Genomic DNA, 26251 nt, shown 5'->3' on the forward strand with positions numbered 1-26251 from the left:
CGATGGACACCATGCCAGTGCCACTGCAACTCAAATCGCTCCCGCTGTTTCCACTGGGGACGGTCCTGTATCCAGACGGCCTGCTGCCTTTGCGCATCTTCGAAGTCCGCTACCTGGACATGATTGGCAAGTGCCACAAGAACGAAACGCCCTTTGGCGTAGTCGCATTGACCAAAGGCTCGGAAGTGCGGCAGATCAATGCAGACGCTGGCGCGCGCAGCACGTCAGAAGGTTTGCCCTCGGGAGACGCCTTCGCAGATGAAGCCTTCAACGATGTCGGCACGCTGGCCACCATCACAGCGCTGTCACGGCCACAAGCGGGCTTGATCATGGCGCAGTGCCTGGGCACACAACGCATTCGCATCACACGGCGCGAAAAACTCAAACATGGCTTGTGGGTCGCGGATGTCGACTTGCTGGCCCCAGACACGCCCGTTGACATTCCGCCAGACCTGCAAACCACGGCCAGGGGCCTGGGACAGATCATCCACAACTTGCAAACACAGGGCGTTGAGCGCGATCAACTACCGTTTGGCAGCCCCTATCGACTGGACGACTGCGGCTGGGTTGCAAACCGCTGGTGCGAACTACTGCAATTGCCGCTCGAACTCAAACAGCGGCTGATGGCGCTGGAGAACCCGCTGGTTCGGCTGGAGCTGGTGCGCGACATTCTGGACAAGACGGGCATTGCGCCCTAAAAAACAAGAAAAACGCCCTCTAGAGCGCATAAAACATGCGTAAGCAGCTACTAAAATAATAGCAACTAGAGCGGCAAGCCAACCATTTCCAGCCCCTGAGCCCGATAATCGGGGCATGACTTCTTTCTCTACCCTCCCCCTCTCTCCCGCCATGCTGGCCAACCTGGAGCAGTTGGGGTACGCCACGATGACGCCCATACAGGCATCCAGCCTGCCAGTGGCTCTCGCTGGCAAAGACTTGATTGCCCAGGCCAAGACCGGCAGCGGCAAGACCGCCGCCTTTGCGTTGGCACTTCTCGCCAAGCTGAATCCGCGCTGGTTTGCGGTGCAATCGCTGGTGTTGTGCCCTACGCGCGAGCTGGCCGATCAAGTGACGGTCGAGATTCGCCGCCTGGCGCGCGCCGAAGAAAACATCAAGGTCGTCACCGTGTGTGGCGGCGTGCCGGTGCGCGGTCAGCGGGCCTCGCTGGAGAATGGCGCGCACATCGTGGTGGGTACGCCGGGCCGCGTGATGGACCTGCTGGAGCGCGAGTACCTGAACCTGGAAGGGCTGAACACGCTGGTGCTGGACGAAGCGGACCGCATGCTGGACATGGGTTTCTTTGACGACATTGCCACCGTGGTCAAACAGGCGCCCAAAGAGCGCCAAACGCTGCTGTTCTCGGCGACCTACCCCGAAGGCATAGAGAAACTGGCCAAGCAGTTCATGCGCGACCCGCAGCAGATCAAGATCGCCGCGCCCAAGGCCGAGAACACGATTGAGCAGCGCTTCTACGAAGTGGATCGCGCCAACCGGCTGGAGACGGTGGCTCTGCTGCTGAACCACTTCCGCCCGATCAGCACGATTGCGTTTTGCAACACCCGCGCGCAGTGCAACGATCTGGTCGCGCTATTGCAAGCCCAAGGCTTTAGCGCGCAGGTGCTGCATGGCGACCTGGAGCAGCGCGAACGCGACCAGGTGCTGGCGCAGTTTGCCAACCGCAGTTGCTCGGTATTGGTAGCCACCGACGTGGCATCGCGCGGGCTGGACATCACGCAGCTTGAAGCCGTGATCAATGTGGACATCACGCCCGACCCCGAAGTGCACGTGCACCGCATTGGCCGCACGGGACGCGCGGGCGAGTCCGGTCTGGCACTGAGCCTGGCGTCGATGAACGAGATGGGTTCGGTCGGCAAAATCGAGCAATACCAGAACGCACCGTCTGTGTGGTTCAAACGCGAAGAGCTGACGCCCCAAGGCACTGGTCGCCTGCTGCCACCGATGGTGACGCTGCAGATTCTGGGCGGTCGCAAGGAAAAGATTCGCCCAGGCGACGTGCTGGGCGCGCTGACCAGCACCGAAGGCGGTGTGGCCTACACCCGCGAGCAGATTGGCAAGATTCAGGTGACCGAGTTCTGCACCTTTGTGGCCGTGGAGCGCAGCGTGGCGCAGGCGGCTTGCGAGAAGCTGAACTTTGGCAAGGTCAAGGGCAAGAGCGTCAGGGTACGCCTGATGTGAACGGATTTCAGCGGCGGAGCGTGGGGGCCACGTGCTTGTAGGAATTCTTCCTACACGCGTTCCAGCGCGATGCTGACTCCAGTTTCTGGGGTGCGTGGCTACAGTTGGTTCAAGCGCCAAAGTGCCCTCTGGTGCTGGCCCCAACTGGAGAACCGCCATGAAAGACACGTCCCTTGCACTCAACCCCTTCAGCCTGATGATGGAGCCGGAGCTGGTATTGCAAACCATGGAGCGCTCGCAGCAGCTGCGCGGCCTGCGCCGCCACAAACTGCGCCCGCTGGACAAGCCGCTGATTCCGTACACCAAAGAAGCCCTGGCCCAACGCGCCGCCTACGACGCCGCGATTGATGCTGAAGACTTTGAAGACGTGGCGGACGCTTACCTTTTGAACTGAACGGCTGGTTTTCCCTAGTCTGGGATCACCGCCGTCACTTCAATCTCCACTTTGGCGCGGTCCTCGATCAGCGCACTCACCTGTACCGCCGTCATCGCTGCATTGAAGCTGCCGATGAGCTCGCGAAATGCTTTGCCGATTTCCGGATAGGCCGCAACGTACTCGCGTTTGTCCAGCACATACCAGGTCATCCGGGTAATGTGTTCCGGCTTGGCCCCCGCTTCACGCAGCACCTCCACCACATTGGTCAGCGCCTGGCGCACCTGGCCTGCAAGGTCATCGGTATGGAAAACGCATTGGGCATCCCAGCCGATCATGCCGGCCACAAACACCATCTGACCCCGCGCCATCACACCATTGGAATAGCCACGGGGACGAGCCCAATGAGAAGGTTGCAGAACTTGGGTCATGTGGTTTCTCCTGAAAGGGTTTGCCAGCGCGCGATGCCTTGCACGATATCCGGCGGTATGGAAATGGAGCCGTCGTGCTCCAAAGAGGTCGTGACGATCACGGCCTGCGCAGTCCAGCGCAGCGTGTCGTCCCGCCCGGTACATTGCACCGCCAACGTCAAGGAACGCTTGCCCTGGCGTGCAAGGCGCAAGTGCAGCGCAATGGTTTCGCCCATGCGGCTGGGCGCCTTGAAGTCACATTGCAACGAAGCCATCGGCAATCCGATCTTGCGCGCACCCAAAAGCGTTGCGTAGTCCACCTGCAGAGCTTGTGTGAACCAGTCTTCGACAAGGCCGTTGAACATCACGAAATACTGCGGGTAGAACACCATGCCTGCCGGGTCGCAATCGGAAAAGCGCACCAGCCGTTGCACGGTGAATACGGCTTGCGCTGTCGTGTCGTTGGGCGGGTCTTGCATCTCAGACTCCGATGTAGCGATGCCAGACATCCGGCCGGGCCGCAAGCTCTGGCGAGTCGCCCTTCCAGACGACAGCGCCGCGTTCGATGATGGTGTGGCGGTCCGCGAGTCCAACCAGACGTTGCACGTACTTGTCGATCACCAGAATGCTTTGCCCGGCCGCTTTGAGCGTGGCCAGGCAACGCCAGATGTCTTCGCGAATCAGCGGGGCCAGGCCCTCGGTGGCTTCATCCAGGATCAACAGATGCGGGTTGGTCATTAGCGCGCGGCCGATCGCCAGCATCTGCTGCTCGCCACCCGAGAGCTGGTTGCCCATATTGCGCGCACGCTCCTTAAGCCGCGGGAACAGGTGGTACACGCGCTCCAGCGTCCAGGGTTCTTTGCTCTGGCAGCGGTTAGCCGCAAACGCGACCAGGTTCTCTTGCACGGACAGCGTCGCAAAAATCATGCGCCCCTCTGGCACCACGGCCATACCCATGCGCGCAATGCGGTCCGCGCTCAGGCCTTCAATGCGCTCGCCCAAAAAGCGGATGCTGCCGCCTGTCGCTGGGGTCAGTCCCAGAATGGAGCGCACGGTCGTGGTCTTGCCCATGCCATTGCGGCCCAGCAGCGTGGCGACTTCGCCCGCACACATCGAAAAGCCCACGCCAAACAAAATCTGGCTGCTGCCGTAGGCGGTCTGCAGGTTTTCAATTTCCAGCAACTCGCTCATGCATGCACCTCATCACCCAGGTAGGCCTGTTTAACCTCTGGGTTGTTCCTGATGTCTTCGGCGGTACCTGTGGCAATCACTTTGCCAAACACCAGCGTGGAGATGCGGTCGGCCAAGCGGAACACCGCGTCCATGTCATGCTCAACCAGCAGGATCGTGACTTCGCCACGCAAGCCTTGCAACAGCGTGACCATGTTTTCGGATTCGTCCGGCCCCATACCGGCCATGGGCTCGTCCAGCAACAGCAGTTGCGGCTTCAATGCCAACGCCAGCCCCAGCTCCAGCTGCCGCTGCTGGCCGTGCGACAGTGCGCCCGACAACGTATGCAGCTTGGCACCCAAGCCAATGCGGTCGGCCACGGCAGCGGCCTCGGCATAACGCGCCGACTCGCTGCGTGCCGCTTGCCAGAAGCGCATGCTGCTTCCGTTACGCGCTTGCACAGACAGCGCAATGTTGTCCAGCACTGAAAGTTTTTTGAAAATACTGGTGATCTGGTACGAGCGCACCAGCCCGCGCAACGCACGCTGGTGCATGGGCACATGCGTGACGTTCTGGCCCTTGAAATGCACAGACCCTTCGTCGGGCTGCAGCGCACCGGAAATCTGATGGATCAGCGTGGTCTTACCCGCACCGTTGGGGCCAATCAGCGCATGGATGCTGCCACGCTCCACGCTCAGGCTGGCCTGGTTGGTGGCAACCAGGCCGCCAAAGCGTTTGACCAGTTGGTCGATATGCAAAAGGACTTCAGCCATGGGCCGCCCCCGCTTTCTTGCGCGTCAGCAGGCTGATCAACCCGTTCGGCGCAACCAGCACCACCAACAGCAAAACGGCACCCAGGCCCAGCTGCCAGTGGATGGTGTAGTGGCTCAGCAGCTCTTCGAGCAACAGGAAGAAAACCGCGCCGACCAGCCCGCCATAGAGATAACCCACGCCACCCAGGATGACCATGATCATCAGCATGCCGGACTGGCTCCACTGCATCAGCGACGGGCTGACAAAGCCGCCCAGGTTGGCCATCAGCGCACCGGCCAGACCGGCCAGCGCACCGGCCAGCGTGAACGCGACCAGCTTGAAGCGGTAGACCGGAAAGCCGATCGCCGTCATGCGCACTTCGTTCTCGCGAATGGCTTGCAAAGTATGGCCAAAACGCGCATTGAGCAGACGCGCCACACCCACGATGGCGCACACCACCAGCCCCAGCGTCAGGTAATAGAAGTCGCGATCGACCGACAGGTCCACGCCGGAAGTCAAGGTGGATCGCGTTGCCATGGTCAGGCCGTCATCTCCGCCATAGGCCTTCAAAGACACCACCAGGAAATACAGCATCTGCGCAAAGGCCAGCGTGATCATGATGAAGTACACGCCTTGTGTGCGCAGGCTGACCGCGCCAATCAGCAGCGCGAAAAGCCCGCTGATGACCATCGCCAGCGGCCAGGCGATCCAGGCGCTCGCCACGCCTTCCTGCATCGCAATAGCGACCGTGTACGCGCCCAGCCCGATGAACGCCGCATGGCCAAAGCTCACCATGCCACCGAAGCCAAGAATCAGATTCAGGCTGGTCGCAGCCAGCGCAAAAATCAGGATGCGGCTGGCCAGCGTGATGTAGAACTCTGTACCGGTGGCACTGGCGATGAATGGAAACGCGATCAGCAGTGCCAACAGCGGCAATGCCCAGCGCCCGTGCAGCGAGTGATCGAGGATGCTGGAAGGTTTGGATTCAACCATGGGTGGGGAACAGTCCGCGCGGCTTGAAGAAAAGCACGGTGGCCATCAACAGGTAAATCAGAATCGACGCGACGGCAGGCGCCGCGTTGGCCGCTGCTTCGGGCGACATCAGGCGCGCAAACAGCATGGGGATGAAGGTGCGCCCCGCGGTGTCGATCACGCCGACGATCAGCGCGCCCAAAAAGGCCCCACGGATCGAGCCTATGCCACCGATCACGATGACCACAAAGGCGACGATCAGGATGCTCTCGCCCATGCCCACCTGCACCGCCAAGACCGGTCCCAGCATGCCACCCGCCACTCCGCACAGCGCGGCGCCGACCGCAAAAATCAGCGTGAACAGGCGCGGCACATTGACCCCCATGGCCATCGCCATCTCGCGGTTGGCTGCGCCAGCGCGCACCTGCATGCCCAACCGCGTGCGGGTGATCAGCAGATACATCAACAGCGCGACCAGCAGTCCCACGCCAATGATGAACAGGCTGAACGAGGAGTAGAAAAAGCCGGGCAGCAGTTCCACCGGACCGGCCAGGCTATCGGGCGTGTTCAGCGGCACCGGCTGCGCACCCCAGATCAGGCGCACGCCTTCATTGCACATCAACAGGATCGCAAAGGTACCCAACACTTGCGAGAGATGGTCGCGCTGGTAGAAGTGGCGCAGAACGCTCACCTCCAACAGCGCACCAAATGCCGCGGCACCCATCACGCCAAACACCAGGCCCCACCAATAGCTGCCCGTTGCTGCGGTAATCGTGGCGATCAGATAGGCCCCCACCATGTACAACGAGCCGTGGGCCAGGTTGATCATGTCCATGATGCCGAACACCAGCGTCAGCCCGGCTGCCAGCAAAAACAGCATCAGGCCAAACTGCAGCCCGTTGAAGGACTGCTCCAGCAGCAGGATGGGGTCCATCTGTCTATGCCCAGTTCAATGTCCAGCTTATCCGGGCATCTTGCAGTTGGCGGCGTAGGCGTCTGCGTGCTTCTTCAGCACCGTGCCCAGCATGCGGTTGGTGATGCGGCCCTTGCTGTCCTTGGTGACGACGCGCAGGTAGTAGTCCTGGATCGGGAAGTGGTTGGTGTTGAACTTGAATGCACCGCGTACGGAATCAAACTTCGCCGCCTCCAATGCCTTGCGAACCGCTTTTTTGTCATCCAGTTTGCCCTTGCTGTCACGCACGGCGGCGTCAATCAGCTGCGCCGCGTCGTAGCCTTGCGCGGCGTAGAGCGTAGGCAAACGGCCGTATTCCTTTTCGAACGCAGCGACAAATTTCTTGTTCGCCGCGTTGTCCATGTCGTGGCCCCACTGGCTGGTGTTGAACATGCCCAGCATGGGCTCACCCACCGCCTTGATCACGTCTTCATCGCCCGAGAAGCCAGGGCCAAACAGCGTCATGTCCTTGGACAGGCCGGCGCCGACAAACTGCTTGATGAAGTTGATGCCCATGCCACCGGGCAGGAAGATGTAAACCGCATCGGCCTTGGAGGAACGCAACTGCGATATCTCGGTGCCGAAGTTCAGCTGGTTCAGCGTAGGCAATGCTTCCGAGGCAATTTCACCCTTGTAGAAACGCTTGAAGCCGGCAATGGCGTCTTTGCCCGCAGGGTAATTGGGTGCAATCACTGCGACGCGCTTGAAACCTTTTTCCTGCACGACCTGGCCCGCCGCTTCGTGCATATTGTCATTTTGGTAGGACGCGCTGAAGAAGTACGGATTGCATTGCTCTCCGGCATAGGCCGAAGGGCCGGCATTGGCACTGACGTAAAAGGTCTGCGCCGCAAAAGTCGGCGCGCCGACGGCCAGCATCACGTTGGAGAACACGATGCCGGTCATGAAATCGACTTTGTCGCGCTTGACCAACCGGTCCGCAGTTTGGCGGCCCACATCGGGACTCGCCTGGTCATCCGCCACGATCACTTCCGCATCACGCCCACCCAGCTTGTTACCCGCCAGCTTGACCGCCAGCTGGAAGCCATCGCGAATGTCGACTCCCAGGCCTGCGCCCGGACCGGACAGCGTGCTCAATAGACCCACGCGCACCGGTTCTGCGGCCTGCACAGAGCTAGCGAACGCCGCGCAGACCGCGCCGGCAATCAGAGTGGTGCGCAAAGCGCGCTGGAGGCTTGCATTCATGGGAACCTTCCTTTCGTGGTGGAAAACAACTATCTTAGGGTCAGACGTCACGCAAACGGAAACGCTGCAGCTTGCCCGTCTGCGTACGCGGCAGCGCATCCATAAAAACAACGGCGCGTGGGTATTTGTAGGGTGCGACGTTCTGCTTGACAAAGTCCTGCAACTGCTTGACCAAGACCTCATCGCCCGCATGCCCTGCGCGCAAGACGATGAACGCCTTGACGATCTGGCCGCGCTCGACATCAGGGGCGCCGATGACGGCGCATTCAGCCACCGCCGGGTGCTGCAACAACACGTCCTCCACTTCGGGCGATGCGATGTTGTAGCCGCTGGAAACAATCATGTCGTCGGTACGCGCCTGGTAATGGAAGTAGCCGTCGGCATCCATCAAGTAAGCGTCGCCAGTCAGGTTCCAGCCGTCTTGCACATAGCCTTTTTGCCGCACATCGTTCAGATAGCGACAACCGGTCGGCCCGCGCACTGCAAGTCGGCCCACGGTACCGACGGGCACGGGCTTTCCGTGGTCATCGACGATGCGGGCTTCGTAGCCGGGCACCACCTTGCCAGTCGCGCCAGCACGCGCATCTTTCTCGTCTGCGGAGATGAAGATGTGCAAGAGCTCGGTCGCGCCAATGCCGTCGATCAATTCAATGCCGGTGGCCTCGCGCCATTGCTGGCGTGTCGCCGCGGGCAGGGCTTCACCGGCGGATACGCATTTTCGCAAGCGCGTAGTCCGCACTTCCGCACCGCGCGCGGCCAGGGTCCGGTACGAAGTCGGAGCAGTAAAGACCACAGTCGCGCCATAGTCACGTATCGCGTCCAGCAACAACGGCGGCGCAGCTTTTTCCAGCAACACGGTGGATGCACCAATCGACATCGGGAACAGCACCAGACCGCCCAGACCAAACGTGAAGGCCAGCGGCGGGCTGCCGATAAAGACATCGTCTTTGTCAGCCTTCAGCACCGACTTCGGCCAGCAGGCGCAAATCGCCATCACATCCCGGTGGAAATGCATGGTTGCCTTGGGCACGCCGGTGGTACCGCTGGTGAAAGCGATCAGGCAGGTGTCGTCTTTGTCCGTATGGGCGTTGGCAAAGCTGGCGGGACGCGCCTGCATCAGCGCTTCGACGCCGTCCGCTGCTGTAGTGTTGAAGTAGCGGATCTGGCGCAGGCTTTGGGTGACCTGGGTGACCCCTTGCAGCGCCTCGGTCAGATTGGCATCGCACAGTGCGTGTCTGATCTGGGCAATTTCCACAATGGGCTTGAGCTCCTTGGCGCGCAGCAGGGGCATGGTCGCAACCACAATGCCACCGGCTTTGACAATCGCGAACCAGCAGGCCACCATCATCGGCGTGTTGGTCGCGTGCAGCAACACGCGGTTGCCAGGCACCAATCCCATGTCCTGCACCAGCACATTCGCAATGCGGTTTGCACGCTCCCACAGATCGCGGTAAGTCCAGGCCTCTTTGGGGCTGCGCAGACAAGGTCGATTGCCGTCGCCAAATTCGATGTGCCAGTCCAGCAGTTCGGCGGCGCAATTCAATTGCTCGGGGAATTGCAACTCTTTTAGATTGAACAGGAAGTCTGGCTGCTGGTCCGTGGGCGGCAGGTTGTCGCGGGCGAAGGTGTCGACATGGGCCGTAGTCATGGCTTGGCTCCGTGCCCCACATCCTTGAGCAGTTCGCGGGCAATGATCAGCTGCTGCACCTCGGTCGCACCTTCGTAAATACGCAGCGCGCGGATCTCGCGGTACAGGCGCTCCACCGGTACGTCACTGACCACACCCATGCCGCCCCACATCTGTACAGCGGCATCGATGACTTGTTGCGCACCTTCAGTGGCGACCATCTTGGCCATCGCGGCTTCTTTGGTCACATTCTTTCCCTGGTCACGTTGCCAGGCCGCGCGGTAGACCAAGAGCGCCGAGCTGTCGATGGTGGTGGCCATCTGGGCCAGCTTGGCCTGCGTCAATTGAAAGTCGGCCAGTGTCTGCTTGAACATCTTGCGCGTAGTGGCGCGTTGCAGGCCCTCATCCAGCGCGCAACGGGCAAAGCCAAGCGCTGCGGCAGCCACCGAGGTACGGAACACATCCAGGGTGCGCATCGCCACCTTGAAGCCCTCACCCGCGCCACCAATGCGCTGCGAAAGCGGAATGCGGCAGTTGTCAAAGCGCAAAGTGCCCAATGGGTGCGGCGCGATCACGTTGATGCGCTCGGGCACGCTAAAGCCCGGTGTCGTGGCGTCCACGATGAAAGCACTGATGCCGCGCGCTCCCTCGGCCTCGCCACTACGCGCGAACACCACGTAGAAGTCGGCAATGCCACCGTTCGATATCCAGGTCTTGGTGCCATTGAGCACGACATGATCACCTTCGATGCGTGCGCTGCACTGCATGGCCGCGACGTCGGAACCCGCGTCAGGCTCGGACAACGCAAAAGCGGCAATCGCCTCACCAGCGGCCACGCGTGGCAGGTAGGCTTTCTTCTGCGCGTCGGTGCCAGCCAGACTGATCGCGCCGGAACCCAGGCCCTGCATCGCGAATGCAAAGTCGGCCAGCCCGTTGTGGCGTGCCAGGGTCTCGCGGATCAGGCAAATGGAGCGCGTGTCAATCGCATCCAGCACGCCGCCATGGGCCGTGCCGCCGACGGCATGTTTGAGCCAACCGCCTTGCCCCAGCTTGCGCACCAAGGCACGGCATTCGGCATCCACATCGGCACCGTGGTGGTGGGCCACATGCTCGGCCGCCCAAGTGTCCAGCGTTTGCGCCAGTTCAGCGTGGCGCGCTTCAAAGAAAGGCCATTGCAGGTAGGTGGTGTCGCTCATGACTCAATTTCCCTTGAACACGGGCTTTTGCTTGGCTACAAAGGCCTGGTAAGCCCGGTTGAAGTCTTCAGTCATCATGCAAAGCGCCTGGGTTTGCGCCTCGGCTTCAATGGCCTGGTCAATAGACATATTCCATTCCTGGTGTAGCATGGTCTTGGTCATGCCATTCGCAAATGTCGGGCCAGCAGCCAGGTCGTGCGCCCAGGCTTGCGCGTCGCTCAGCAACTTTTCCGGCTCCACCAGGCGATTCAGGAATCCGCTGCGCTCGGCCTCTTCACCGCCGATGGAGCGGCCGCTGTAAAGCCAATCACTGGCGCGGCCCTGGCCGATGATGCGTGGCAGCATCGCGCAGGCACCCATGTCGCAGCCAGCCAGTCCCACGCGGTTGAACAGAAAGGCGGTCTTGCTGCGCGCAGTTCCCAGACGCAGATCGGACGCCATCGCCATGATTGCACCGGCACCGGCGCAGATGCCGTCAATGGCCGCAATGATGGGCTGTGGGCAGGTACGCATGGCCTTGACCAGATCGCCTGTCATGCGGGTGAACATCAGCAGCTCCGGCATCGCCAGCTGCATCAGCGGGCCGATGATTTCATGCACATCACCGCCGGAACAGAAATTGTTGCCCGAACCATGCAGCACGATGACGTGCACATCGGTTGCGTACTTGAGCTGCCCAAACAGGTCGCGCAGTTCGGCGTAGGACTCAAACGTCAGCGGGTTCTTGCGCTCAGGGCGGTTCAGCGTGATGGTGGCCACACCGTTTTCACATTCCCATTGGAAATGCTGCGCCTGGTAGCCGGCCAGCGTTTTACGGTTGCCCGCCAGCAGTGCAGGGTCGATGTGGGTTGATGTGTGGGTGGTCATGCGGAAGTACTCGTTCTCAATATTGGAGGTGGGCTAGATCGCTGTGGATTGCTTGTCCAGCACATGCACGCGCAATGCGCCCAAATGCTGGTAGACCTGATTCAGTGCGGTGGCGTTGAGGCAGGAGAACAGTTCCAGAATCCATTGCTCATGCTCTGCCGCCATGGTCTCGAACAGCTTGCGACCCTTGGGCGTCAGGCTGACGATCCACGAACGACGGTCGGTTGGGCTACTGGAGCGGATCACCAGACCATCGCGCTCCAGCTCATCGGTGATGCCGGTGACATTGGCGCCTGTCACCATCAGGTGGCTGGACAGGTCTTTCATGCGCAGCCCATCGGGCGCCCGGTACAGCTGCGCCATGTAGTCGAAGCGCGGCAGGCTGGTGTCAAACTGCACGCGCAGACGGCGGCGGATTTCGGCTTCGATCTGGTTGGTGCAGGACAGCATGCGCAGCCAGAGTTTCAGCGCCGCATGGTCACCCGTCGCACTGCGCGCCTCATAGCCCAACTCGTCGGCAGCATTCAGCAGGTCCAGGTTCAGGTCTTTTTTCATAGCACCCTCACTGCATTACTTCACCACCGCACACAGCGATGGACTGGCCCGTCACCGATGCAGCCCCAACACCGCACAACCAACGCACGGTATCGGCCACCTCTTCCGGTTGCACGATACGCCCCTGCGGATTGCCCGATGCAAACTCGGCCCGCGCCTCTTCTTCGGTGCGCCCGGTCTTGGCGACTACATTCGCGATGCTCTCGCGCAGAATGTCGGTCTCGGTATAGCCCGGGCATACCGCGTTGACCGTGATGCCCTTCTTCGCAACTTCCAATGCCAGCGCACGTGTGAGCCCGATCACCCCATGCTTGGCCGCGCAGTAGGCGGCCACGTAGGCGTAGCCCGCCAGCCCTGCCGTGCTGGCCACATTGATGATGCGGCCCCACTTGGCGGTCAGCATGTCGGGCAGCGCGGCCTGCGTGCAATTGAACGTGCCAGTGAGGTTGACCGACAGCATCTGCTGCCACAGCGCGGCATCGGTCTTGATGAAAGGCGCGCTGTGCGCCTGACCCGCGTTGTTGACCAGAATTCGCACTGGGCCGAATGCAGTTTTCGCCTGGGCAAATGCCTGCGCCACCGCCTCTGCATGGGCTACATCGGCGACCACTGCTTGCATCTTGCCCGGATGTTGCACGGCCAGCGCCTGCAGAACATCGAGGCGGCGCCCCATGATCGTGACGCGCATGCCGGCTTCCACCAACGCTACAGCAATCGCAGCGCCAATGCCACTGCCTCCGCCAGTGACCAGTGCGTGACGTTGTTCTTGCATGCTCATGCCTCCGCCGCACGGTTGGGTGACTGTGCTGCCATTGCGGCTTGCGCTTTTTCGCGCTGGAAGTTGGCTTCCATCTGTTGTTTGCCCGCTCGGTACTGTTTGGGCCAGGGCTGCGGCGTGTAGCCAATCTTGGCGGCTTCGGTCAGCGTCCAGGCCGGGTTGGCCAGATGCGGACGCGCTACCGCGCACAGGTCGGCGCGTCCGGCAGCCAGGATGCTGTTGGCATGGTCCGCCTCGCTGATCGCACCCACTGCGATCGTGGGAATGCCGGCCTCCTGGCGGATGCGGTCAGCAAACGGTGTCTGGAACATGCGGCCGTAAACCGGTCTTTCTTTTTTGCTGACCTGGCCCGAAGAACAATCAATCATGTCGGCACCAGCGGCCTTGAAGGCTTTCGCAATCTCCACCGCGTCTGCCGGTGTGATGCCACCGTCGACCCAATCATTCGCCGAGATGCGGACCGAAACGGGTTTGTCCGCAGGCCACGCCGCACGTACCGCTGCAAACACTTCCAGCGGATAGCGCAGGCGATTCTCCAGGCTGCCGCCGTATTCGTCATTGCGCCGGTTGGTCAACGGCGAAATAAAGCTGGACAGCAGATAGCCGTGCGCGCAATGCAACTCCAGCCAGTCCACGCCGATGTCGGCGGCGGCCTGGGTCGCGGCGACAAACTGCGCTTTCACGGCGTCCATATCTGCGCGTGTCATCGCCTTGGATGTCTGGCTGATGCCTTCAAGGTACTGATAACTGGACGCTGCCATGATGGGCCAGTTGCCAGTCTCCAGCGGCTGGTCTATGCCTTTGCCTTCCCATGGCACGCAGGTGGAGGCCTTTGCACCGGCGTGGCCAATCTGCAGCGCAAATTTGGCGTCACTGTTGGCATGGACCCAATCGACGATGCGCTTCCAGCCGACTTCCTGCTCTGCGGTGTAGATACCGGGGCAGCCGGGGGTGATACGGCCCTCGGGAGAAACACAGGTCATCTCGGCCACCACCATGCCAGCGCCACCCATCGCACGTGCGCCCAGGTGCACCAGGTGGTAGTCGCCAGCCAAGCCATCCACGGCCGAGTATTGCGCCATCGGCGAGACCACGATCCGGTTCTTCAGTGTGACGCCACGTACTTTGTAGGGCGTGAACATGGGCGGCGGTGCCGGCAGCGTTTCCGGCACGGTCATGCCAGCCTGTTTGGCAAACCAGCGCTCAAAATCACCGAGCCATTGCGCATCGCGCAAGCGCAAGTTCTCGTGGCTGATGCGCTGGCTGCGCGTCAACATGGAGTACATGAACTGCGGGCCTTCGAGCTGGTCGCAGTAGCGCGCACCGCACACCTCAAACCACTCCATCGCGTTCCACGCCGCGTTTTGCAAGCGCAAGACATCGATGTTGCGCTCGGCCTGGTAGCGGGCAAGCACCGCAGGAATCACATCCCGCGTCTGGCCCTTCTCACCGAACAGGTTTGCCAGCACGATGGCGTCTTCGATCGCCAGCTTGGTACCCGAGCCGATGGCGAAGTGGGCAGTGTGCACGGCGTCGCCCATCAACACCACATGGCTGTTGCCATTGAAGTGCGACCACTGCTCGCACTTGACACGCTGGAAGTTCAGCCACGCCGAGCCGCGCAGGTGGCGCGCATTGGTCATCAGTTTGGCGCCGCTCAGCGTCTCTGCAAAAATCTTTTCGCAAAAAGCGATGCTTTGTTCTTGGTCCGCCTTGTCCAGCCCATGCGCCAGCCAGACATGCTCGGGACACTCGACGATGAAGGTTGTGGTCTTGTCGTCGAACTTATAGATGTGCGCCTGGAACCACCCGTGTTCGGTCTTCTCGAAAGCGAAGGTAAACGCGTCAAACAGTTTGTTCGTACCTAGCCAGATGAAGCGGTTGGGGCGCACCACGATGTCGGGTTTGAACACCTCCTGGTATTGGGTGCGGATACGCGAGTTGATGCCATCGCTGGCGATGATCAGGTCGGCATCCGGGTACTGCGTGTCGCTCTCTACATCCGTTTCAAACACGAGCTTGACGCCCAGCTCTTCGCAGCGTGCCTGCAGGATGTTAAGCAGCTTTTTGCGCCCTATGCCGACAAAACCGTGGCCCCCGGAGCGTATGCGTTGACCCTTGAATTCCAGCTCGATGTCATCCCAGTGGTTGAACGCATGCTGGATCTCGGCCGCGGTTTTGGGGTCATGGATGCGCATGTTGTCCATCGTGGCGTCTGAGAACACCACACCCCAGCCAAAGGTGTCATAGGGCTTGTTGCGCTCCACCACCGTGATGTCGTGCGCCGGGTTGGCCTGCTTCATCAGCAGTGCGAAATACAGGCCCGAGGGGCCTCCGCCTATGCACACGATCTTCATCACATTGCCTCTTTACTGAAAGCCCAAACGCACCTGATGTAATTTATATCCGAATAGTTAATATGTAAAGTAATTTGCAATGGATTTTGTAAGTAGTTACCCTTGACCCTAAACTGTCGTAAACCCATTTAGCCAACATCCATGCAAGCGCTCTACCGCAACTTTCAAACCCAGTCAGAGATTGACACGCAATACAACCCTTCCCTGGGCTTGGCGGCCGGGGTCAACCCGGGCGAACACTACGCACGCCAGGCGCACGCCGCACGCAATAATTTGCGCTGCGCGCTCGATGTGCCCTACGGCCCTACAGTGCACGAAACGCTGGACATCTTCCCGGCCGATCAGCCCAACGCACCGGTCTTTATCTTCATCCATGGCGGATACTGGCGCTCTTTCGCTGCCCGGGATTTCAGCGGCGTCGCACTGGGGTTGCAGGCCAGCGGCATCACGACGGTGGTTGTCAATTACGCATTGGCGCCGCGCGTCAGCATCGACGAGATCACCCGCCAAACCCGCGCCGCTGCGGCCTGGACCTTGCGCAACATTGCGCAGTACGGCGGCGATCCCGCGCGCGTGGGCATTGGCGGCCACTCGGCTGGCGGCCACCTGACCGCAATGTGCCTGCAAACCGCCTGGGCCGATGAATACGGCCTGCCGCAAGACCCGTTCAAGGCGGCGCTGCTGTTCTCTGGTCTGTATGACCTCGAACCGCTGCGCTACAGCTACCTGCAACCGATGATCCAGCTCGACGACGGCGTCGTGCGGCGCAACTCACCAGCGTTTGGCGTGCGCCCCTGCAAGACGCCGATCTGGATCACCTGGGGCGGCAACGAATCAACCGAATTTGCGCGCCAATCATCGACCTACCAGGCTGCCTGGAATGGCGCGGGCAACCGTTCCGAATTGCGTTCCATTGCTGGCGCGGACCACTTCACGGTAATCCATGGCCTGGAGCAGCGCGACAGCGAAGTCAGCCGCTGGCTGGCTGAAAAACTCACCGCCGTTACCGGCTGACGGACAGCAGTGCGACAACCACCTCGGCATAGGCCGCTCACACTGGCACTGGCAACCTGTGCGCTATGGGCGATGCTGCCCTGCGCGCAGGGCACGGTGCCAGCGCCGACCGAAGCAACGAGCGCCCCGCAAAGCCGGGGCACTACCAAGGTCTATAAATACCTGACCGAAGGCACGACCTCATTTTCTGACCGGCCACCGACCAAGGGGGCGTACATCATCCTGAGCCCGTCGTGCTACGCCTGCAATCTGAATTCCAATATCGACTGGCATTCCACGCGACTGCACCTCGATGAGTTTTCGTATGCAATTGACAGCGCGGTGCGGCAATATGGCGTGGAGCCCGCGCTGGTGCGGGCGCTGATCCATGCGGAATCGGGCTTTAACGCCAAGGCCCGCTCTCGCAAGGGCGCGATGGGACTGATGCAACTGATGCCCGGTACCGCGCGCGACATGGGTGTGGCCGACCCGGCCCTGCCCGATCTCAATATCCGCGGCGGCACCAAGTACCTGGCCAGTCTATTGCTGCGTTTTCGCGGAGATGTAAAGCTGGCTTTGGCGGCCTATAACGCAGGGCCGGAGGCGGTGGTGAAGTACGCAGGCATTCCGCCCTATGCAGAGACCACGGTCTATGTGCAGCGTGTGCAGATACTGCACCAGCGCTACAAGGACGCGCTACGCGGCTGAGGCAGCTCCCTGCGTGCCGCTCAACGGCGACGGCGCTCCGGCTTGTCGTCTTGTGCCAGAACCCATTCCTGAAACTCCCTGGCGGGCAACGCACGGCTGAAGCAAAAGCCTTGCAACTCATCGCAGCCCAGCGCAGCCAACGTCTGCGCTGTTGGCAGGTTCTCCACGCCTTCGGCCACCACCTTCAGACCCAACGTGTGGCCCAGCGCGATGACCGCGTGCACGATGGCCGCGTCGGCACTGTCGTCCAGCATGCCCTGCACAAAGGATTGATCGACCTTGAGCTTGTCAATCTCAAAACGCTTCAGATAGGCGAGGCTGGAGTAGCCGGTACCAAAGTCATCAATCGCGATCTGCAGGCCCAAGTCCTTCAGTGCCGTCACCTGGGCTTGTGCAGCAGCCGGGTTGTCCATCAAATGCGACTCCGTCAGCTCCAGCTCCAGCAGGTGGGCGGGCATGCCGGTGGTGCGCAGAATCTCTTGCAACTGGCCCACCAACTCAGGATCCGACAGTTGTGCGACTGACAGATTGACCGACAGTTCCAGCCCCTCAGGCAGCCCCTGTTGCTGGAATTGCATCCACTGTTCGCACGCCGCCTGCAACACCCACAGCCCAATAGGTTTGATCAGACCGGTTTCCTCGGCCAGGTGGATGAAATGTGCGGGAGGCACTTGGCCTAGCTGTGGGTTGTGCCAGCGCAAGAGCGCCTCGGCACCCTGCACGCGGCGTGTGCGCGCGTTCAGACGCGGCTGAAAACTGAGGCTGAACTCGTTGTTGGCCATCGCCTGGCGCAACTGCCCTTCTATGGTCTGGCGCGCGAGTACGCGCGCATCGGTCTCGGGCGAGAAAAAGCGCGCCATGTCGCGGCCCGCGGCCTTGGCCTCGTACATGGCGGCGTCGGCACGGCGCATCAGCTCATCCTGGTCGGTGGCGTCATCCGGGTACAGCGCCACGCCCACACTGCAGGACACAGTGAGGTTGTTGCCCTCTACCAACGCGCTCTGGCGTATCGCGGGAATCAGGCGCTGGTTGACCATTGTGTCGAGCTCTTCGCGGTCTTCGATGTGGCGCAGGATGACAACGAACTCGTCGCCGCCCAAGCGGCTCACGGTGTCATCCGTGCGCACGGACTGTGTGAGGCGGCGCGCAACGGTACGCAGCAGGCCATCGCCAATATGGTGTCCCAGCGTGTCGTTGATCAGCTTGAACCGGTCCAGGTCAATGAAAAGTACAGCCACTTTTTCACCGTCCACCCTGGCTTGCACCAGCGCTTCGGCCAGACGCTGCTGGCACATCGCGCGGTTCGGCAACTCGGTCAGCACATCGTGCTGGGCGAGGAACTGGATGCGCTCTTCTTTGGCCTTGCGGTCCGTGATGTCGATGGAGATGCCGATGTAGTTGACCACCTCTCCGCTGGTGGCACTCTTGTGTACAGCCGATACCATCAGCCAAGCCGGATAGCTGTCGCCCGAACGCTTGCGGATACGGACCTCGCCCTGCCAGGCTTCCTGGTCATGCAAGTCAGCCCATACCGGCTGCTCCTTGCTGTCCACCAGGAACGACATATCCTGACCCACCACTTCGTAAAAATCATAGGAAGTACTGCGGCAAAAAGCCCGATTGACGCTGAGAATCTGGTGTGCCTCATTCATGATGATGATGCTCTCGCTGGACGCCTCAAACACCTTGGCCCAGAGCTCCAGCCGCTGCTCCATCACCTTGAGCTGGTTGATCGGTGTAAACGCCGTGAGCACGGCGTCGCGCCCCTGGAACTGCAGGCGCCGGGCCGATAGCACGGCCCAGGTCGGTGCAGCACCGCCCAACCAGCGCACCTCAAATTCGTCTACCGCATCCTTGTCAGCCAGGCGCTGAAAAAACCGACCACGCACGCTGGGCTCCAGGCCGGTGCGCCAGGGATCGCGTGTACTGCCATCCAGCCAGCGCAGCGCAGGGGTATTGGCATGCAATACCTCGTGGTCGGGTACCGAGGTCACCACCATGGGAATCGGAAAAGCCTCCACGAGCTCGCGCTGCGCTTCGGCCGCGCGCGCGCTGGCGGCCAGCTCCTGCTGGGCCAGCCGGTCGCGGTCCAGTTGCGCCAGCATGCTGTTGAAGGCGGTGAACAACTGGCCAATTTCATCGCGGCTGTGCCAGGTTGCGCGGTGCGTGTAATCGGTCGAATTGCGCACGTCGTCGGCAACGCGCGCCAGCGCCTGCAGTGGCCGGGCAATCTGGCTGGCCACCAGATACACCAGACTCAGGATGCAGCCCAATAGTGCCAGTGCCGTGCCGAGATGCAGCCACATGCGCGAGAACAGGCTGTCGATGCGAGTGTTCAGCAGGCCCTGCATTTCCACCACACCAATCCGCCAAGCGTCGTTGAGTGTTGCCAGTGCGGCTTGGTAGGGCAGGTCCAGCGCCGCAATCTGCGCAGGTGACAAATCGCCGCCCGCCGCCTGCTGTACCACATTGCCGAAATGCCGCGCGGCCTGCAGAAGCGTCGTGCGCGAGTCTCCCAGCGCGGCCTTGAGCTGGGGTGAGCCTGCAGCCCAAGCCTGGCCATAGTCAGACTCCATGCCGAGCAACACCGCGTCCAACCGGCCCACCAGGGTTAGCAGCTCTGCCGTCTGGTTGCGACCCGAAATCCTGACGCCCCAGCCTTGCATGAACTGGCGGGTTTCAAACAGCACTTGCAGCAACTCGGGAAAGCGCAGTACCGTGAGCGACATCACATAGTAGCTGTCCAGATCCGGGTCCAGAATCAGATTGGACTGGTTGCCTACGGTGGTCAGTAGATCGCGTCCCTGAGCCAGAAGCTTGGCCTTTTGCACATCGTTCAGGCCCTTGGGCTCGGTCAGCAGGTGGGAGAAGCGTTCGGCAGACTCTTCGGTGTGCAGATCCGCGTCGTAGAGGTTTCGCACCTCCTGCAAACTCTGTTGGTTGGATTGGGCCTCGGCCCGGGCCACCGACGGCACGATAAAGGTGTCCATCAGGTTGCGGCGCACCACCTCGGTGTAGGTGGTACCGACCACTTCCTTGCGCGCGAAGTCGATGGCCAGGAATTTCTCGTGGATCAGGATGCCCGACACGTAAATCACGGCCGAAAGATCCAGCAGGTAAATAAGTGTGAGCTTGCGCCCGACGCTCAGGCGTCCCAACCAATGGGAGATTTTTGTCAGCATGTGTGCACCTTCTTGGGTGCATCCAAGCAATTACCGCACCACCCCGGTTCAGTTCACCGAACCGGGACTAGTGCGTGCACTCTACATATTGCGCCGGTACTGCCCGCCAACTTCAAAAAGAGCATTGGTGATTTGGCCAAGTGAGCACACGCGTACAGCATCCATCAACACCTCAAACACATTCCTGTTCTCAATCACCGCCTTCTGCAAAGCCAACAGCATCGCGGGTGACGTATCGGCATGGCGCGTGTGGAAGTCGTGCAGGCGTTTAAGCTGGCTTTGCTTTTCGTCTTCGGTCGAACGCGCCAGTTCCAGCTTGTCCTGCACCGCGTCGCCGTGCGGATTACGGAAGGTGTTGACACCGATGATGGGAAGTTCGCCGGTGTGCTTGAGCATCTCGTAGGTCATGCTCTCGTCCTGGATCTTGCCGCGCTGGTAGCCGGTTTCCATCGCCCCCAACACGCCACCGCGGTCGGCAATGCTTTCAAACTCCTTCAGCACCGCTTCTTCCACCAACTCGGTCAGCTCTTCGATGATGAAGGCACCCTGGTTCGGGTTTTCGTTCTTCGCCAGACCCCACTCGCGGTTGATGATCAGCTGGATCGCCATCGCGCGGCGCACGCTGTCCTCGGTCGGCGTCGTGATCGCCTCGTCAAACGCATTGGTGTGCAAGCTGTTGCAGTTGTCGTAAATCGCGATCAACGCCTGCAGCGTAGTGCGAATGTCGTTGAACTGGATTTCCTGCGCGTGCAGGCTGCGGCCCGATGTCTGGATGTGGTACTTCAGTTTCTGGCTGCGTTCATTCGCGCCGTATTTCTCTTTCATTGCCACCGCCCAGATACGGCGCGCCACGCGGCCCATCACGGTGTATTCCGGGTCCATGCCGTTGCTGAAGAAGAACGACAGGTTGGGCGCAAAGTCGTCGATATGCATGCCGCGCGCGAGATACGCTTCGACAAACGTAAACCCATTGGACAACGTGAACGCCAGTTGCGAGATCGGGTTGGCGCCGGCTTCGGCAATGTGGTATCCGGAAATGGACACCGAGTAGAAGTTGCGCACATCGTGGTGCACAAAGTACTGCGCGATATCGCCCATCACTTTGAGGCTGAACTCGGTTGAGAAGATGCAGGTGTTCTGACCTTGGTCTTCCTTCAGGATGTCGGCCTGCACCGTGCCACGCACATTGGCCAGCACCCACTCGCGAATCTTCTGCGCTTCGGTATCGGTGGGTTCGCGGCCGTTGTCGGCCTTGAACTTGTCGATGTTCTGGTCGATGGCGGTGTTCATGAACATCGCCAGAATGCTGGGCGCCGGGCCGTTGATGGTCATACTGACCGACGTAGCCGGATTGCACAGATCAAAGCCGCCGTACAAGACCTTCATGTCATCCAGCGTGGCAATGGACACGCCGGAGTTGCCGACCTTGCCATAGATATCCGGGCGCGGATCGGGGTCGTTGCCGTACAGCGTGACCGAATCGAACGCTGTGGAAAGCCGCTTAGCGGGCATGCCTGCGCTGAGCAACTTGAAGCGCGTGTTGGTCTTGAACGCGTCGCCTTCGCCGGCGAACATACGGGTCGGATCCTCGCCCTCGCGCTTGAACGCAAAGGTGCCAGCGGTATAAGGGTAGCTGCCGGGCACGTTGTCCAGCATCAGCCACTTCAAAATCTCGCCGTGGTCTTCGTATTGCGGTAGTGCGACCTTGCGGATCACTGTGCCACTCAAAGACTTGGTGGTCAGCGCAGTACGGATTTCCTTGTCGCGGATCTTCACCACGTATTCGTCACCGGCATAGGCCTTTTGCATCTCGGGCCACTGCTGCAGCAATTGCCGCGCATCGCGGTCCTGGCGCGCCTTGCGCTGGCCTGCCAAGTCCAGCGCGGCTTCGGCGGCGGGTGCGCGCTCGGGCTTGTCCACCTTCAGCATCGTGGCCGCTGCCTGCAACTGCTGGATTTCGCGCGCCAATTGGGCCTGCACACGCGCACGCTTCTTGTATCCGCGCACCGTGTCGCTGATCTCGGCCAAGTAGCGCGTGCGCGCTGCAGGCACGACTGGCGTCTGATTGGAGCTGTGGCGCACATCCACGCGTGGCAGGCTGCCGTCCTTGATCGGCACGCCCAGCGCCTTCAAACGCGGCAGCAGCGCCTGGTACAGCGCAGTAACGCCGTCGTCATTGAAGCGCGCGGCCATCGTGCCAAACACCGGCATCTGTTCGGTCGGCGTGTTCCAGGCTTCCTTGTTGCGCTGCACCTGCTTGGCCACATCGCGCAGCGCATCGTTGGCGCCCTTGCGGTCGAACTTGTTGATCGCGACGAATTCGGCGAAGTCCAGCATGTCGATTTTCTCGAGCTGGCTGGCGGCGCCGAACTCGGGCGTCATCACATACATGGGAACATCCACGTGCGGCACGATGGCCGCATCGCCCTGGCCAATGCCCGAGGTCTCTACGACGATCAAATCAAACCCAGCAACCTTGCAAGCCGCAATCACGTCCGGCAGCGCTGCGCTGATCTCGGAGCCGAAGTCGCGCGTCGCCAACGAGCGCATGAACACACGCTGTCCGTTTTTCCAGGGACTGATGGCGTTCATGCGGATACGGTCGCCCAAGAGCGCCCCACCGCTCTTGCGGCGCGACGGGTCAATCGAAATCACGGCTACGCGCAAGCTGTCGTTCTGGTCCAGCCGCAGACGGCGTATCAACTCGTCAGTCAGGGAAGATTTGCCAGCACCACCGGTGCCGGTAATGCCGACAACCGCTATCTTTTTGGTAGCTGCTTGCGCACGTATTTCGCGGGTCAGGGCCTCATTTGCCTTGGAAGCCTCAATCGCGGTGAGCAATTGCGCCAACGCGCGCCAACTGCCCTCGGTATGGCCCTGAATGGTGCCCAGATCAGTCGGCGCCAGCGTAGTGAGGTCCTTGTCACTGCGCATCACCATCTCGCCAATCATGCCTTGCAAGCCCATGCGCTGGCCGTCTTCGGGGCTGTAGATGCGGGACACGCCATAGGCCTGCAGCTCACGAATTTCCGGCGGCACGATCACGCCCCCGCCGCCGCCAAACACCTGGATGTGCGCGCCGCCCCGGCTCTTCAGCAAGTCGACCATGTACTTGAAATACTCGACATGCCCACCCTGGTAAGAACTGATCGCAATGCCCTGCACGTCTTCCTGCAGCGCGGCGGTCACCACCTCATCGACGCTGCGGTTGTGGCCAAGGTGAATGACCTCGGCGCCCATGCCTTGCAGGATGCGGCGCATGATGTTGATGGCCGCATCGTGGCCATCGAACAGGCTGGCGGCGGTGACAAAACGCACCTTGTGCGTGGGGCGGTAGTTGGCAAGCGCCTTGAACTCTGCAGACAGGTCGGTCATGGCTGGCACCTAATTGACGTTTACGTAAACGTCAACTGTAAACCATTTGGCTTCTGGGGCCCTTTTGCCACCCCTTACACTGCAAGCAATGCAGCCGATTCAGCTTTTCGACCCCGCGTCTAGCACCTATACCTACGTCCTGTTTGACGAGGCTACGCGCGAAGCGGCCATCATTGATCCGGTGGATGCTCAGCTGGAACGCGACCTGGGCGTGTTGCGCCAACACGGGCTCAAACTGGTGTGGACGATTGAGACCCACGCCCATGCCGACCACATCACCAGTGCCGGGCAACTGGCCGAGCATGCGGGCGCCAAGACGGCCGCACCCGCAGGCTGCGGCATCACGACCGCAGCGATGCAACTGGTCGATGGCGACATCCTGCGCTTTGGCAGTGAACAACTCACGACGCTGCACACGCCGGGCCATACGGCGGGCAGCATGTGCTTTTTGTGGCGTAACCACGTGTTCACCGGTGACACGCTGCTAATCGATGGCTGTGGTCGCACCGATTTTCAGTCCGGCGATGCCTCCGCGATGTACCACAGCCTGACCGAAATCCTGTTCAAACTGCCCGATGCCACCGTTGTCTGGCCCGCACACGATTACCTGGGCCGCACGCAGTCCACGATTGGCGCGGAGCGGCAAGGCAACGCGCGCGTGGCGGGTAAATCGCTCGACGAATTTGTCACCATCATGAACGCGCTGAATCTGCCAGCGCCGCGCCGGCTGGATGAAGCGGTGCCCGCCAACCTGACCTCGGGCGTACGCCATGATGCGGGCGCCCCAGGCGTCAACACCCTTGTAGCCGCCGAAGGCTATGCCGGTGACATTTCTCCGGAGTTGGCGCATGCCTGGTGGCAGGCGGGTGATGGGGTGCTGATCGATGTGCGTACCGATGCCGAGCGCGAATGGGTGGGCTTTGTACCAGGTGCAATTGCACTCGCCTGGAAACAATGGCCGGGTATGGCAATGAATGCCGGCTTCGATGCAGACCTGATCGCAGCAGTACCGCCTGGCAAAAAAGCCCTGTTGTTGTGCCGCAGCGGCGTGCGCTCAGTGGCCGCGGCCAAACGCGCGACGGAGCTGGGCTTGCAGGCTTACAACATACTGGATGGATTCGAAGGTGCTCCCGATGCGCATGCACATCGGGGCAAACAAGGCGGCTGGCGTTTTGCCGGTTTGCCATGGCGACAAGGTTAAACAACGCATGACATTACTGGCTCTGGACATTGGTAACACCCGCCTGAAATGGGCGCACTACGCATCGGCAGCGCCGGGCGCGCAAATACTGTCGCAAGGCGCCGAATTCCTGGAGAACATCGATAAATTGTCCGAAGGCGCCTGGCGCGATTTGCCAGTGCCGCACCATGTGCTGGGCTGTGTGGTGGCTGGCGACACCATACGTCGGCGGGTTCAGGAGCAAATGGAGCACTGGGATGTGGTGCCGCAATGGGTGGTTGCCAGCGAGTCCGAAGCCGGACTGCGCAACGGTTATGACCACCCGGCCCGCTTGGGCGCGGACCGCTGGGTCGCGATGGTGGGGGCCTACCACCGCATGCTGAGCCAGGGCGCTGCGCGCCCGATGGTCGTCGTGATGGTGGGTACGGCTGTGACGGTAGAAGCTGTGGATACCTCTGGAAAATTCCTGGGTGGCCTGATACTTCCTGGGCACGGCATCATGCTGCGCGCGTTGGAGTCCGGCACCGCGGGCCTGCACGTGCCCACCGGCGAAGTGCGCCAATTCCCCACAAACACCAGCGACGCCCTCACCAGTGGTGGCACCTATGCGATTGCGGGTGCGGTGGAACGCATGGTGCAGCATGTGCAGACGCATTGCGGTGCCGAGCCATACTGCGTGATGACGGGCGGTGCAGGCTGGAAAATGGCCCCCAGCATGTCGCGGCCGTTTGAGCTGGTGGACAACCTGATTTTTGATGGCCTGCTGCAAATGGCAAGCCAGCGCTTTAAAAGCTAAAGATCCAGCAACTGCGAGAAGTCTGTATCGCTGGACCGAGCGCGACCTTCGGGAAGTACGGCAACCTGTTCAAAACTGTGGTCCACAACCCGGGCTGTGGTCTCAGCCAAGGCTGGGGAACGCACCATCGTCTCTTCCAGGCTACGGATCAGATAAGCCCGCGCTGATTCGGGCGAATCACCATTGAGATCGAACGTCACATTGACCGTCAATCGCACCGTGGCCAGCTCTGGCGCAGAGCGGGATTCGCGCTGCACCGCCGCGGAATCCTGCAACACGGCACCTTGGGGGCTGATGAACAGAATGCGCGCCCGCATTTTGGTGGACAGCACGTGCGACTGGCCTTCCGCATTGACGACCAGCATGGTCCCATTGGCAAAGTCGCGCGCCCATGCCGTCTTGCCATGTTGGAAACCACGGATCGCAAAGCCGTATTCGCGGGGAGAAACAAACAGACGCCCGTTGGCATCGAGGGAGGGGTCGTCAATCTCGAAGTCGTCGTGAACGAACGAGTAGCGATACACCCCGGCGGCGACCTGACGGCGAATAGCTTCCGGCAGGCCTTGCGGCCTGTCAACAGCGTTCAACTCGTTCCAGACCGTCATTGC

The 26251-nt window shown here is 61.1% G+C and carries 23 protein-coding genes and 1 pseudogene; 8 read left to right on the forward strand and 16 right to left on the reverse strand.

What is annotated here, in order from left to right:
• The first annotated feature begins 11 nt into the window (after nucleotides 1-11).
• From AC1DV6_RS02200 to AC1DV6_RS02210, 3 genes are all read left to right on the forward strand, one after another.
• Complete coding sequence (locus tag AC1DV6_RS02200) at nucleotides 12-698, forward strand: LON peptidase substrate-binding domain-containing protein (protein ID WP_477974690.1); 687 nt, start codon at nucleotides 12-14, stop codon at nucleotides 696-698.
• A 115-nt stretch (nucleotides 699-813) separates the two neighbouring features.
• On the forward strand, nucleotides 814-2196 hold the full coding sequence (dbpA, locus tag AC1DV6_RS02205) for an ATP-dependent RNA helicase DbpA (protein WP_477974692.1): 1383 nt from the start codon (nucleotides 814-816) through the stop codon (nucleotides 2194-2196).
• Between the two features lie 157 nt (nucleotides 2197-2353).
• Entirely contained in the window at nucleotides 2354-2590 is a 237-nt protein-coding gene (locus tag AC1DV6_RS02210; RefSeq protein ID WP_477974694.1) for a hypothetical protein, read from the forward strand.
• A gap of 14 nt (nucleotides 2591-2604) precedes the next feature.
• Here AC1DV6_RS02210 and AC1DV6_RS02215 read toward each other — a convergent pair whose 3' ends face one another.
• From AC1DV6_RS02215 to AC1DV6_RS02275, 13 genes are read right to left on the reverse strand one after another with little or no spacing between them, the layout of a single operon-like run.
• Nucleotides 2605-3000, reverse strand: coding sequence for a RidA family protein (locus AC1DV6_RS02215; protein WP_477974696.1), 396 nt, complete (start codon nucleotides 2998-3000; stop codon nucleotides 2605-2607).
• Entirely contained in the window at nucleotides 2997-3458 is a 462-nt protein-coding gene (locus AC1DV6_RS02220) for an acyl-CoA thioesterase (RefSeq protein ID WP_477974698.1), read from the reverse strand. Before AC1DV6_RS02220 ends, AC1DV6_RS02215 begins: the two co-directional genes overlap by 4 nt.
• Before the next feature lies 1 nt (nucleotide 3459).
• Nucleotides 3460-4170 carry an ABC transporter ATP-binding protein gene (locus AC1DV6_RS02225; protein WP_477974700.1) on the reverse strand — a complete coding sequence of 237 codons (711 nt, stop codon included), beginning with the start codon at nucleotides 4168-4170 and terminating at the stop codon, nucleotides 3460-3462.
• Nucleotides 4167-4922, reverse strand: a complete 756-nt coding sequence (locus AC1DV6_RS02230; protein ID WP_477974702.1) for an ABC transporter ATP-binding protein — start codon at nucleotides 4920-4922, stop codon at nucleotides 4167-4169. Before AC1DV6_RS02230 ends, AC1DV6_RS02225 begins: the two co-directional genes overlap by 4 nt.
• A complete protein-coding gene (locus AC1DV6_RS02235; RefSeq protein WP_477974704.1) occupies nucleotides 4915-5895 on the reverse strand; it encodes a branched-chain amino acid ABC transporter permease in 981 nt (326 codons plus the stop codon). Before AC1DV6_RS02235 ends, AC1DV6_RS02230 begins: the two co-directional genes overlap by 8 nt.
• Nucleotides 5888-6808, reverse strand: coding sequence for a branched-chain amino acid ABC transporter permease (locus tag AC1DV6_RS02240; RefSeq protein ID WP_477974706.1), 921 nt, complete (start codon nucleotides 6806-6808; stop codon nucleotides 5888-5890). Before AC1DV6_RS02240 ends, AC1DV6_RS02235 begins: the two co-directional genes overlap by 8 nt.
• Before the next feature lie 27 nt (nucleotides 6809-6835).
• Complete coding sequence (locus tag AC1DV6_RS02245; protein ID WP_477974708.1) at nucleotides 6836-8029, reverse strand: ABC transporter substrate-binding protein; 1194 nt, start codon at nucleotides 8027-8029, stop codon at nucleotides 6836-6838.
• A gap of 40 nt (nucleotides 8030-8069) precedes the next feature.
• Nucleotides 8070-9677, reverse strand: a complete 1608-nt coding sequence (locus tag AC1DV6_RS02250) for an AMP-binding protein (RefSeq protein WP_477974709.1) — start codon at nucleotides 9675-9677, stop codon at nucleotides 8070-8072.
• Nucleotides 9674-10852, reverse strand: coding sequence for an acyl-CoA dehydrogenase family protein (locus AC1DV6_RS02255; RefSeq protein ID WP_477974711.1), 1179 nt, complete (start codon nucleotides 10850-10852; stop codon nucleotides 9674-9676). The genes AC1DV6_RS02250 and AC1DV6_RS02255 overlap by 4 nt, the downstream gene beginning before the upstream one ends.
• 3 nt (nucleotides 10853-10855) lie before the next feature.
• The gene (locus AC1DV6_RS02260; RefSeq protein ID WP_477974713.1) at nucleotides 10856-11719 is read right to left on the reverse strand and encodes an enoyl-CoA hydratase family protein; all 864 of its coding nucleotides are present in this window, start codon (nucleotides 11717-11719) and stop codon (nucleotides 10856-10858) included.
• Nucleotides 11720-11752: 33 nt separating this feature from the next.
• Nucleotides 11753-12274, reverse strand: a complete 522-nt coding sequence (locus AC1DV6_RS02265) for a MarR family winged helix-turn-helix transcriptional regulator (RefSeq protein ID WP_477974715.1) — start codon at nucleotides 12272-12274, stop codon at nucleotides 11753-11755.
• A gap of 7 nt (nucleotides 12275-12281) precedes the next feature.
• Nucleotides 12282-13046 (reverse strand): SDR family NAD(P)-dependent oxidoreductase, encoded by a 765-nt coding sequence (locus tag AC1DV6_RS02270; protein ID WP_477974717.1) that lies wholly within the window; start codon nucleotides 13044-13046, stop codon nucleotides 12282-12284.
• A gap of 2 nt (nucleotides 13047-13048) precedes the next feature.
• A complete protein-coding gene (locus AC1DV6_RS02275; protein WP_477974719.1) occupies nucleotides 13049-15409 on the reverse strand; it encodes a bifunctional salicylyl-CoA 5-hydroxylase/oxidoreductase in 2361 nt (786 codons plus the stop codon).
• A gap of 141 nt (nucleotides 15410-15550) precedes the next feature.
• Here AC1DV6_RS02275 and AC1DV6_RS02280 point away from each other — a divergent pair, with 141 nt between their 5' ends.
• Both AC1DV6_RS02280 and AC1DV6_RS02285 read left to right on the forward strand, forming a co-directional pair.
• Nucleotides 15551-16423 carry an alpha/beta hydrolase gene (locus tag AC1DV6_RS02280; protein ID WP_477974721.1) on the forward strand — a complete coding sequence of 291 codons (873 nt, stop codon included), beginning with the start codon at nucleotides 15551-15553 and terminating at the stop codon, nucleotides 16421-16423.
• 9 nt (nucleotides 16424-16432) lie between these two features.
• The gene (locus AC1DV6_RS02285) at nucleotides 16433-17110 is read left to right on the forward strand and encodes a lytic transglycosylase domain-containing protein (RefSeq protein ID WP_477974723.1); all 678 of its coding nucleotides are present in this window, start codon (nucleotides 16433-16435) and stop codon (nucleotides 17108-17110) included.
• A 20-nt stretch (nucleotides 17111-17130) separates the two neighbouring features.
• On the opposite strand, the gene AC1DV6_RS02290 is transcribed toward AC1DV6_RS02285, so the two are convergent.
• Both AC1DV6_RS02290 and icmF read right to left on the reverse strand, forming a co-directional pair.
• Nucleotides 17131-20292, reverse strand: coding sequence for an EAL domain-containing protein (locus tag AC1DV6_RS02290; protein ID WP_477974725.1), 3162 nt, complete (start codon nucleotides 20290-20292; stop codon nucleotides 17131-17133).
• 81 nt (nucleotides 20293-20373) lie between these two features.
• Nucleotides 20374-23667 (reverse strand): fused isobutyryl-CoA mutase/GTPase IcmF, encoded by a 3294-nt coding sequence (gene icmF / locus AC1DV6_RS02295; RefSeq protein WP_477974727.1) that lies wholly within the window; start codon nucleotides 23665-23667, stop codon nucleotides 20374-20376.
• Between the two features lie 88 nt (nucleotides 23668-23755).
• On the opposite strand from icmF, the pseudogene AC1DV6_RS02300 reads away from it, so the two are divergent.
• The 3 genes and pseudogenes from AC1DV6_RS02300 to AC1DV6_RS02310 all read left to right on the forward strand — a co-directional run.
• Nucleotides 23756-24256: pseudogene (locus AC1DV6_RS02300) on the forward strand (MBL fold metallo-hydrolase); the annotation flags it as partial.
• Between the two features lie 162 nt (nucleotides 24257-24418).
• Nucleotides 24419-24868, forward strand: coding sequence for a rhodanese-like domain-containing protein (locus AC1DV6_RS02305; RefSeq protein WP_477974943.1), 450 nt, complete (start codon nucleotides 24419-24421; stop codon nucleotides 24866-24868).
• Nucleotides 24869-24875: 7 nt separating this feature from the next.
• The gene (locus AC1DV6_RS02310) at nucleotides 24876-25643 is read left to right on the forward strand and encodes a type III pantothenate kinase (RefSeq protein ID WP_477974728.1); all 768 of its coding nucleotides are present in this window, start codon (nucleotides 24876-24878) and stop codon (nucleotides 25641-25643) included.
• Here AC1DV6_RS02310 and AC1DV6_RS02315 read toward each other — a convergent pair.
• On the reverse strand, nucleotides 25640-26248 hold the full coding sequence (locus AC1DV6_RS02315; RefSeq protein WP_477974729.1) for a hypothetical protein: 609 nt from the start codon (nucleotides 26246-26248) through the stop codon (nucleotides 25640-25642). The genes AC1DV6_RS02310 and AC1DV6_RS02315 overlap by 4 nt on opposite strands.
• Nucleotides 26249-26251 lie beyond the last annotated feature (3 nt).

The organism is Rhodoferax sp. P2_H8_2, from assembly GCF_056403235.1.

Bases quoted from the DNA above. Each gene is read 5' to 3' on its own strand.
- AC1DV6_RS02255 (WP_477974711.1), bottom strand. From the start codon at position 10,852: ATGAGCGACACCACCTACCTGCAATGGCCTTTCTTTGAAGCGCGCCAC.
- AC1DV6_RS02230 (WP_477974702.1), bottom strand. From the start codon at position 4,922: ATGGCTGAAGTCCTTTTGCATATCGACCAACTGGTCAAACGCTTTGGC.
- icmF (WP_477974727.1), bottom strand. From the start codon at position 23,667: ATGACCGACCTGTCTGCAGAGTTCAAGGCGCTTGCCAACTACCGCCCC.
- AC1DV6_RS02260 (WP_477974713.1), bottom strand. From the start codon at position 11,719: ATGACCACCCACACATCAACCCACATCGACCCTGCACTGCTGGCGGGC.
- AC1DV6_RS02265 (WP_477974715.1), bottom strand. From the start codon at position 12,274: ATGAAAAAAGACCTGAACCTGGACCTGCTGAATGCTGCCGACGAGTTG.
- AC1DV6_RS02210 (WP_477974694.1), top strand. From the start codon at position 2,354: ATGAAAGACACGTCCCTTGCACTCAACCCCTTCAGCCTGATGATGGAG.
- AC1DV6_RS02270 (WP_477974717.1), bottom strand. From the start codon at position 13,046: ATGCAAGAACAACGTCACGCACTGGTCACTGGCGGAGGCAGTGGCATT.
- AC1DV6_RS02240 (WP_477974706.1), bottom strand. From the start codon at position 6,808: ATGGACCCCATCCTGCTGCTGGAGCAGTCCTTCAACGGGCTGCAGTTT.
- AC1DV6_RS02225 (WP_477974700.1), bottom strand. From the start codon at position 4,170: ATGAGCGAGTTGCTGGAAATTGAAAACCTGCAGACCGCCTACGGCAGC.
- AC1DV6_RS02200 (WP_477974690.1), top strand. From the start codon at position 12: ATGCCAGTGCCACTGCAACTCAAATCGCTCCCGCTGTTTCCACTGGGG.
- AC1DV6_RS02290 (WP_477974725.1), bottom strand. From the start codon at position 20,292: ATGCTGACAAAAATCTCCCATTGGTTGGGACGCCTGAGCGTCGGGCGC.
- AC1DV6_RS02250 (WP_477974709.1), bottom strand. From the start codon at position 9,677: ATGACTACGGCCCATGTCGACACCTTCGCCCGCGACAACCTGCCGCCC.
- AC1DV6_RS02215 (WP_477974696.1), bottom strand. From the start codon at position 3,000: ATGACCCAAGTTCTGCAACCTTCTCATTGGGCTCGTCCCCGTGGCTAT.
- dbpA (WP_477974692.1), top strand. From the start codon at position 814: ATGACTTCTTTCTCTACCCTCCCCCTCTCTCCCGCCATGCTGGCCAAC.
- AC1DV6_RS02235 (WP_477974704.1), bottom strand. From the start codon at position 5,895: ATGGTTGAATCCAAACCTTCCAGCATCCTCGATCACTCGCTGCACGGG.
- AC1DV6_RS02275 (WP_477974719.1), bottom strand. From the start codon at position 15,409: ATGAAGATCGTGTGCATAGGCGGAGGCCCCTCGGGCCTGTATTTCGCA.
- AC1DV6_RS02220 (WP_477974698.1), bottom strand. From the start codon at position 3,458: ATGCAAGACCCGCCCAACGACACGACAGCGCAAGCCGTATTCACCGTG.
- AC1DV6_RS02245 (WP_477974708.1), bottom strand. From the start codon at position 8,029: ATGAATGCAAGCCTCCAGCGCGCTTTGCGCACCACTCTGATTGCCGGC.
- AC1DV6_RS02315 (WP_477974729.1), bottom strand. From the start codon at position 26,248: ATGACGGTCTGGAACGAGTTGAACGCTGTTGACAGGCCGCAAGGCCTG.
- AC1DV6_RS02310 (WP_477974728.1), top strand. From the start codon at position 24,876: ATGACATTACTGGCTCTGGACATTGGTAACACCCGCCTGAAATGGGCG.
- AC1DV6_RS02280 (WP_477974721.1), top strand. From the start codon at position 15,551: ATGCAAGCGCTCTACCGCAACTTTCAAACCCAGTCAGAGATTGACACG.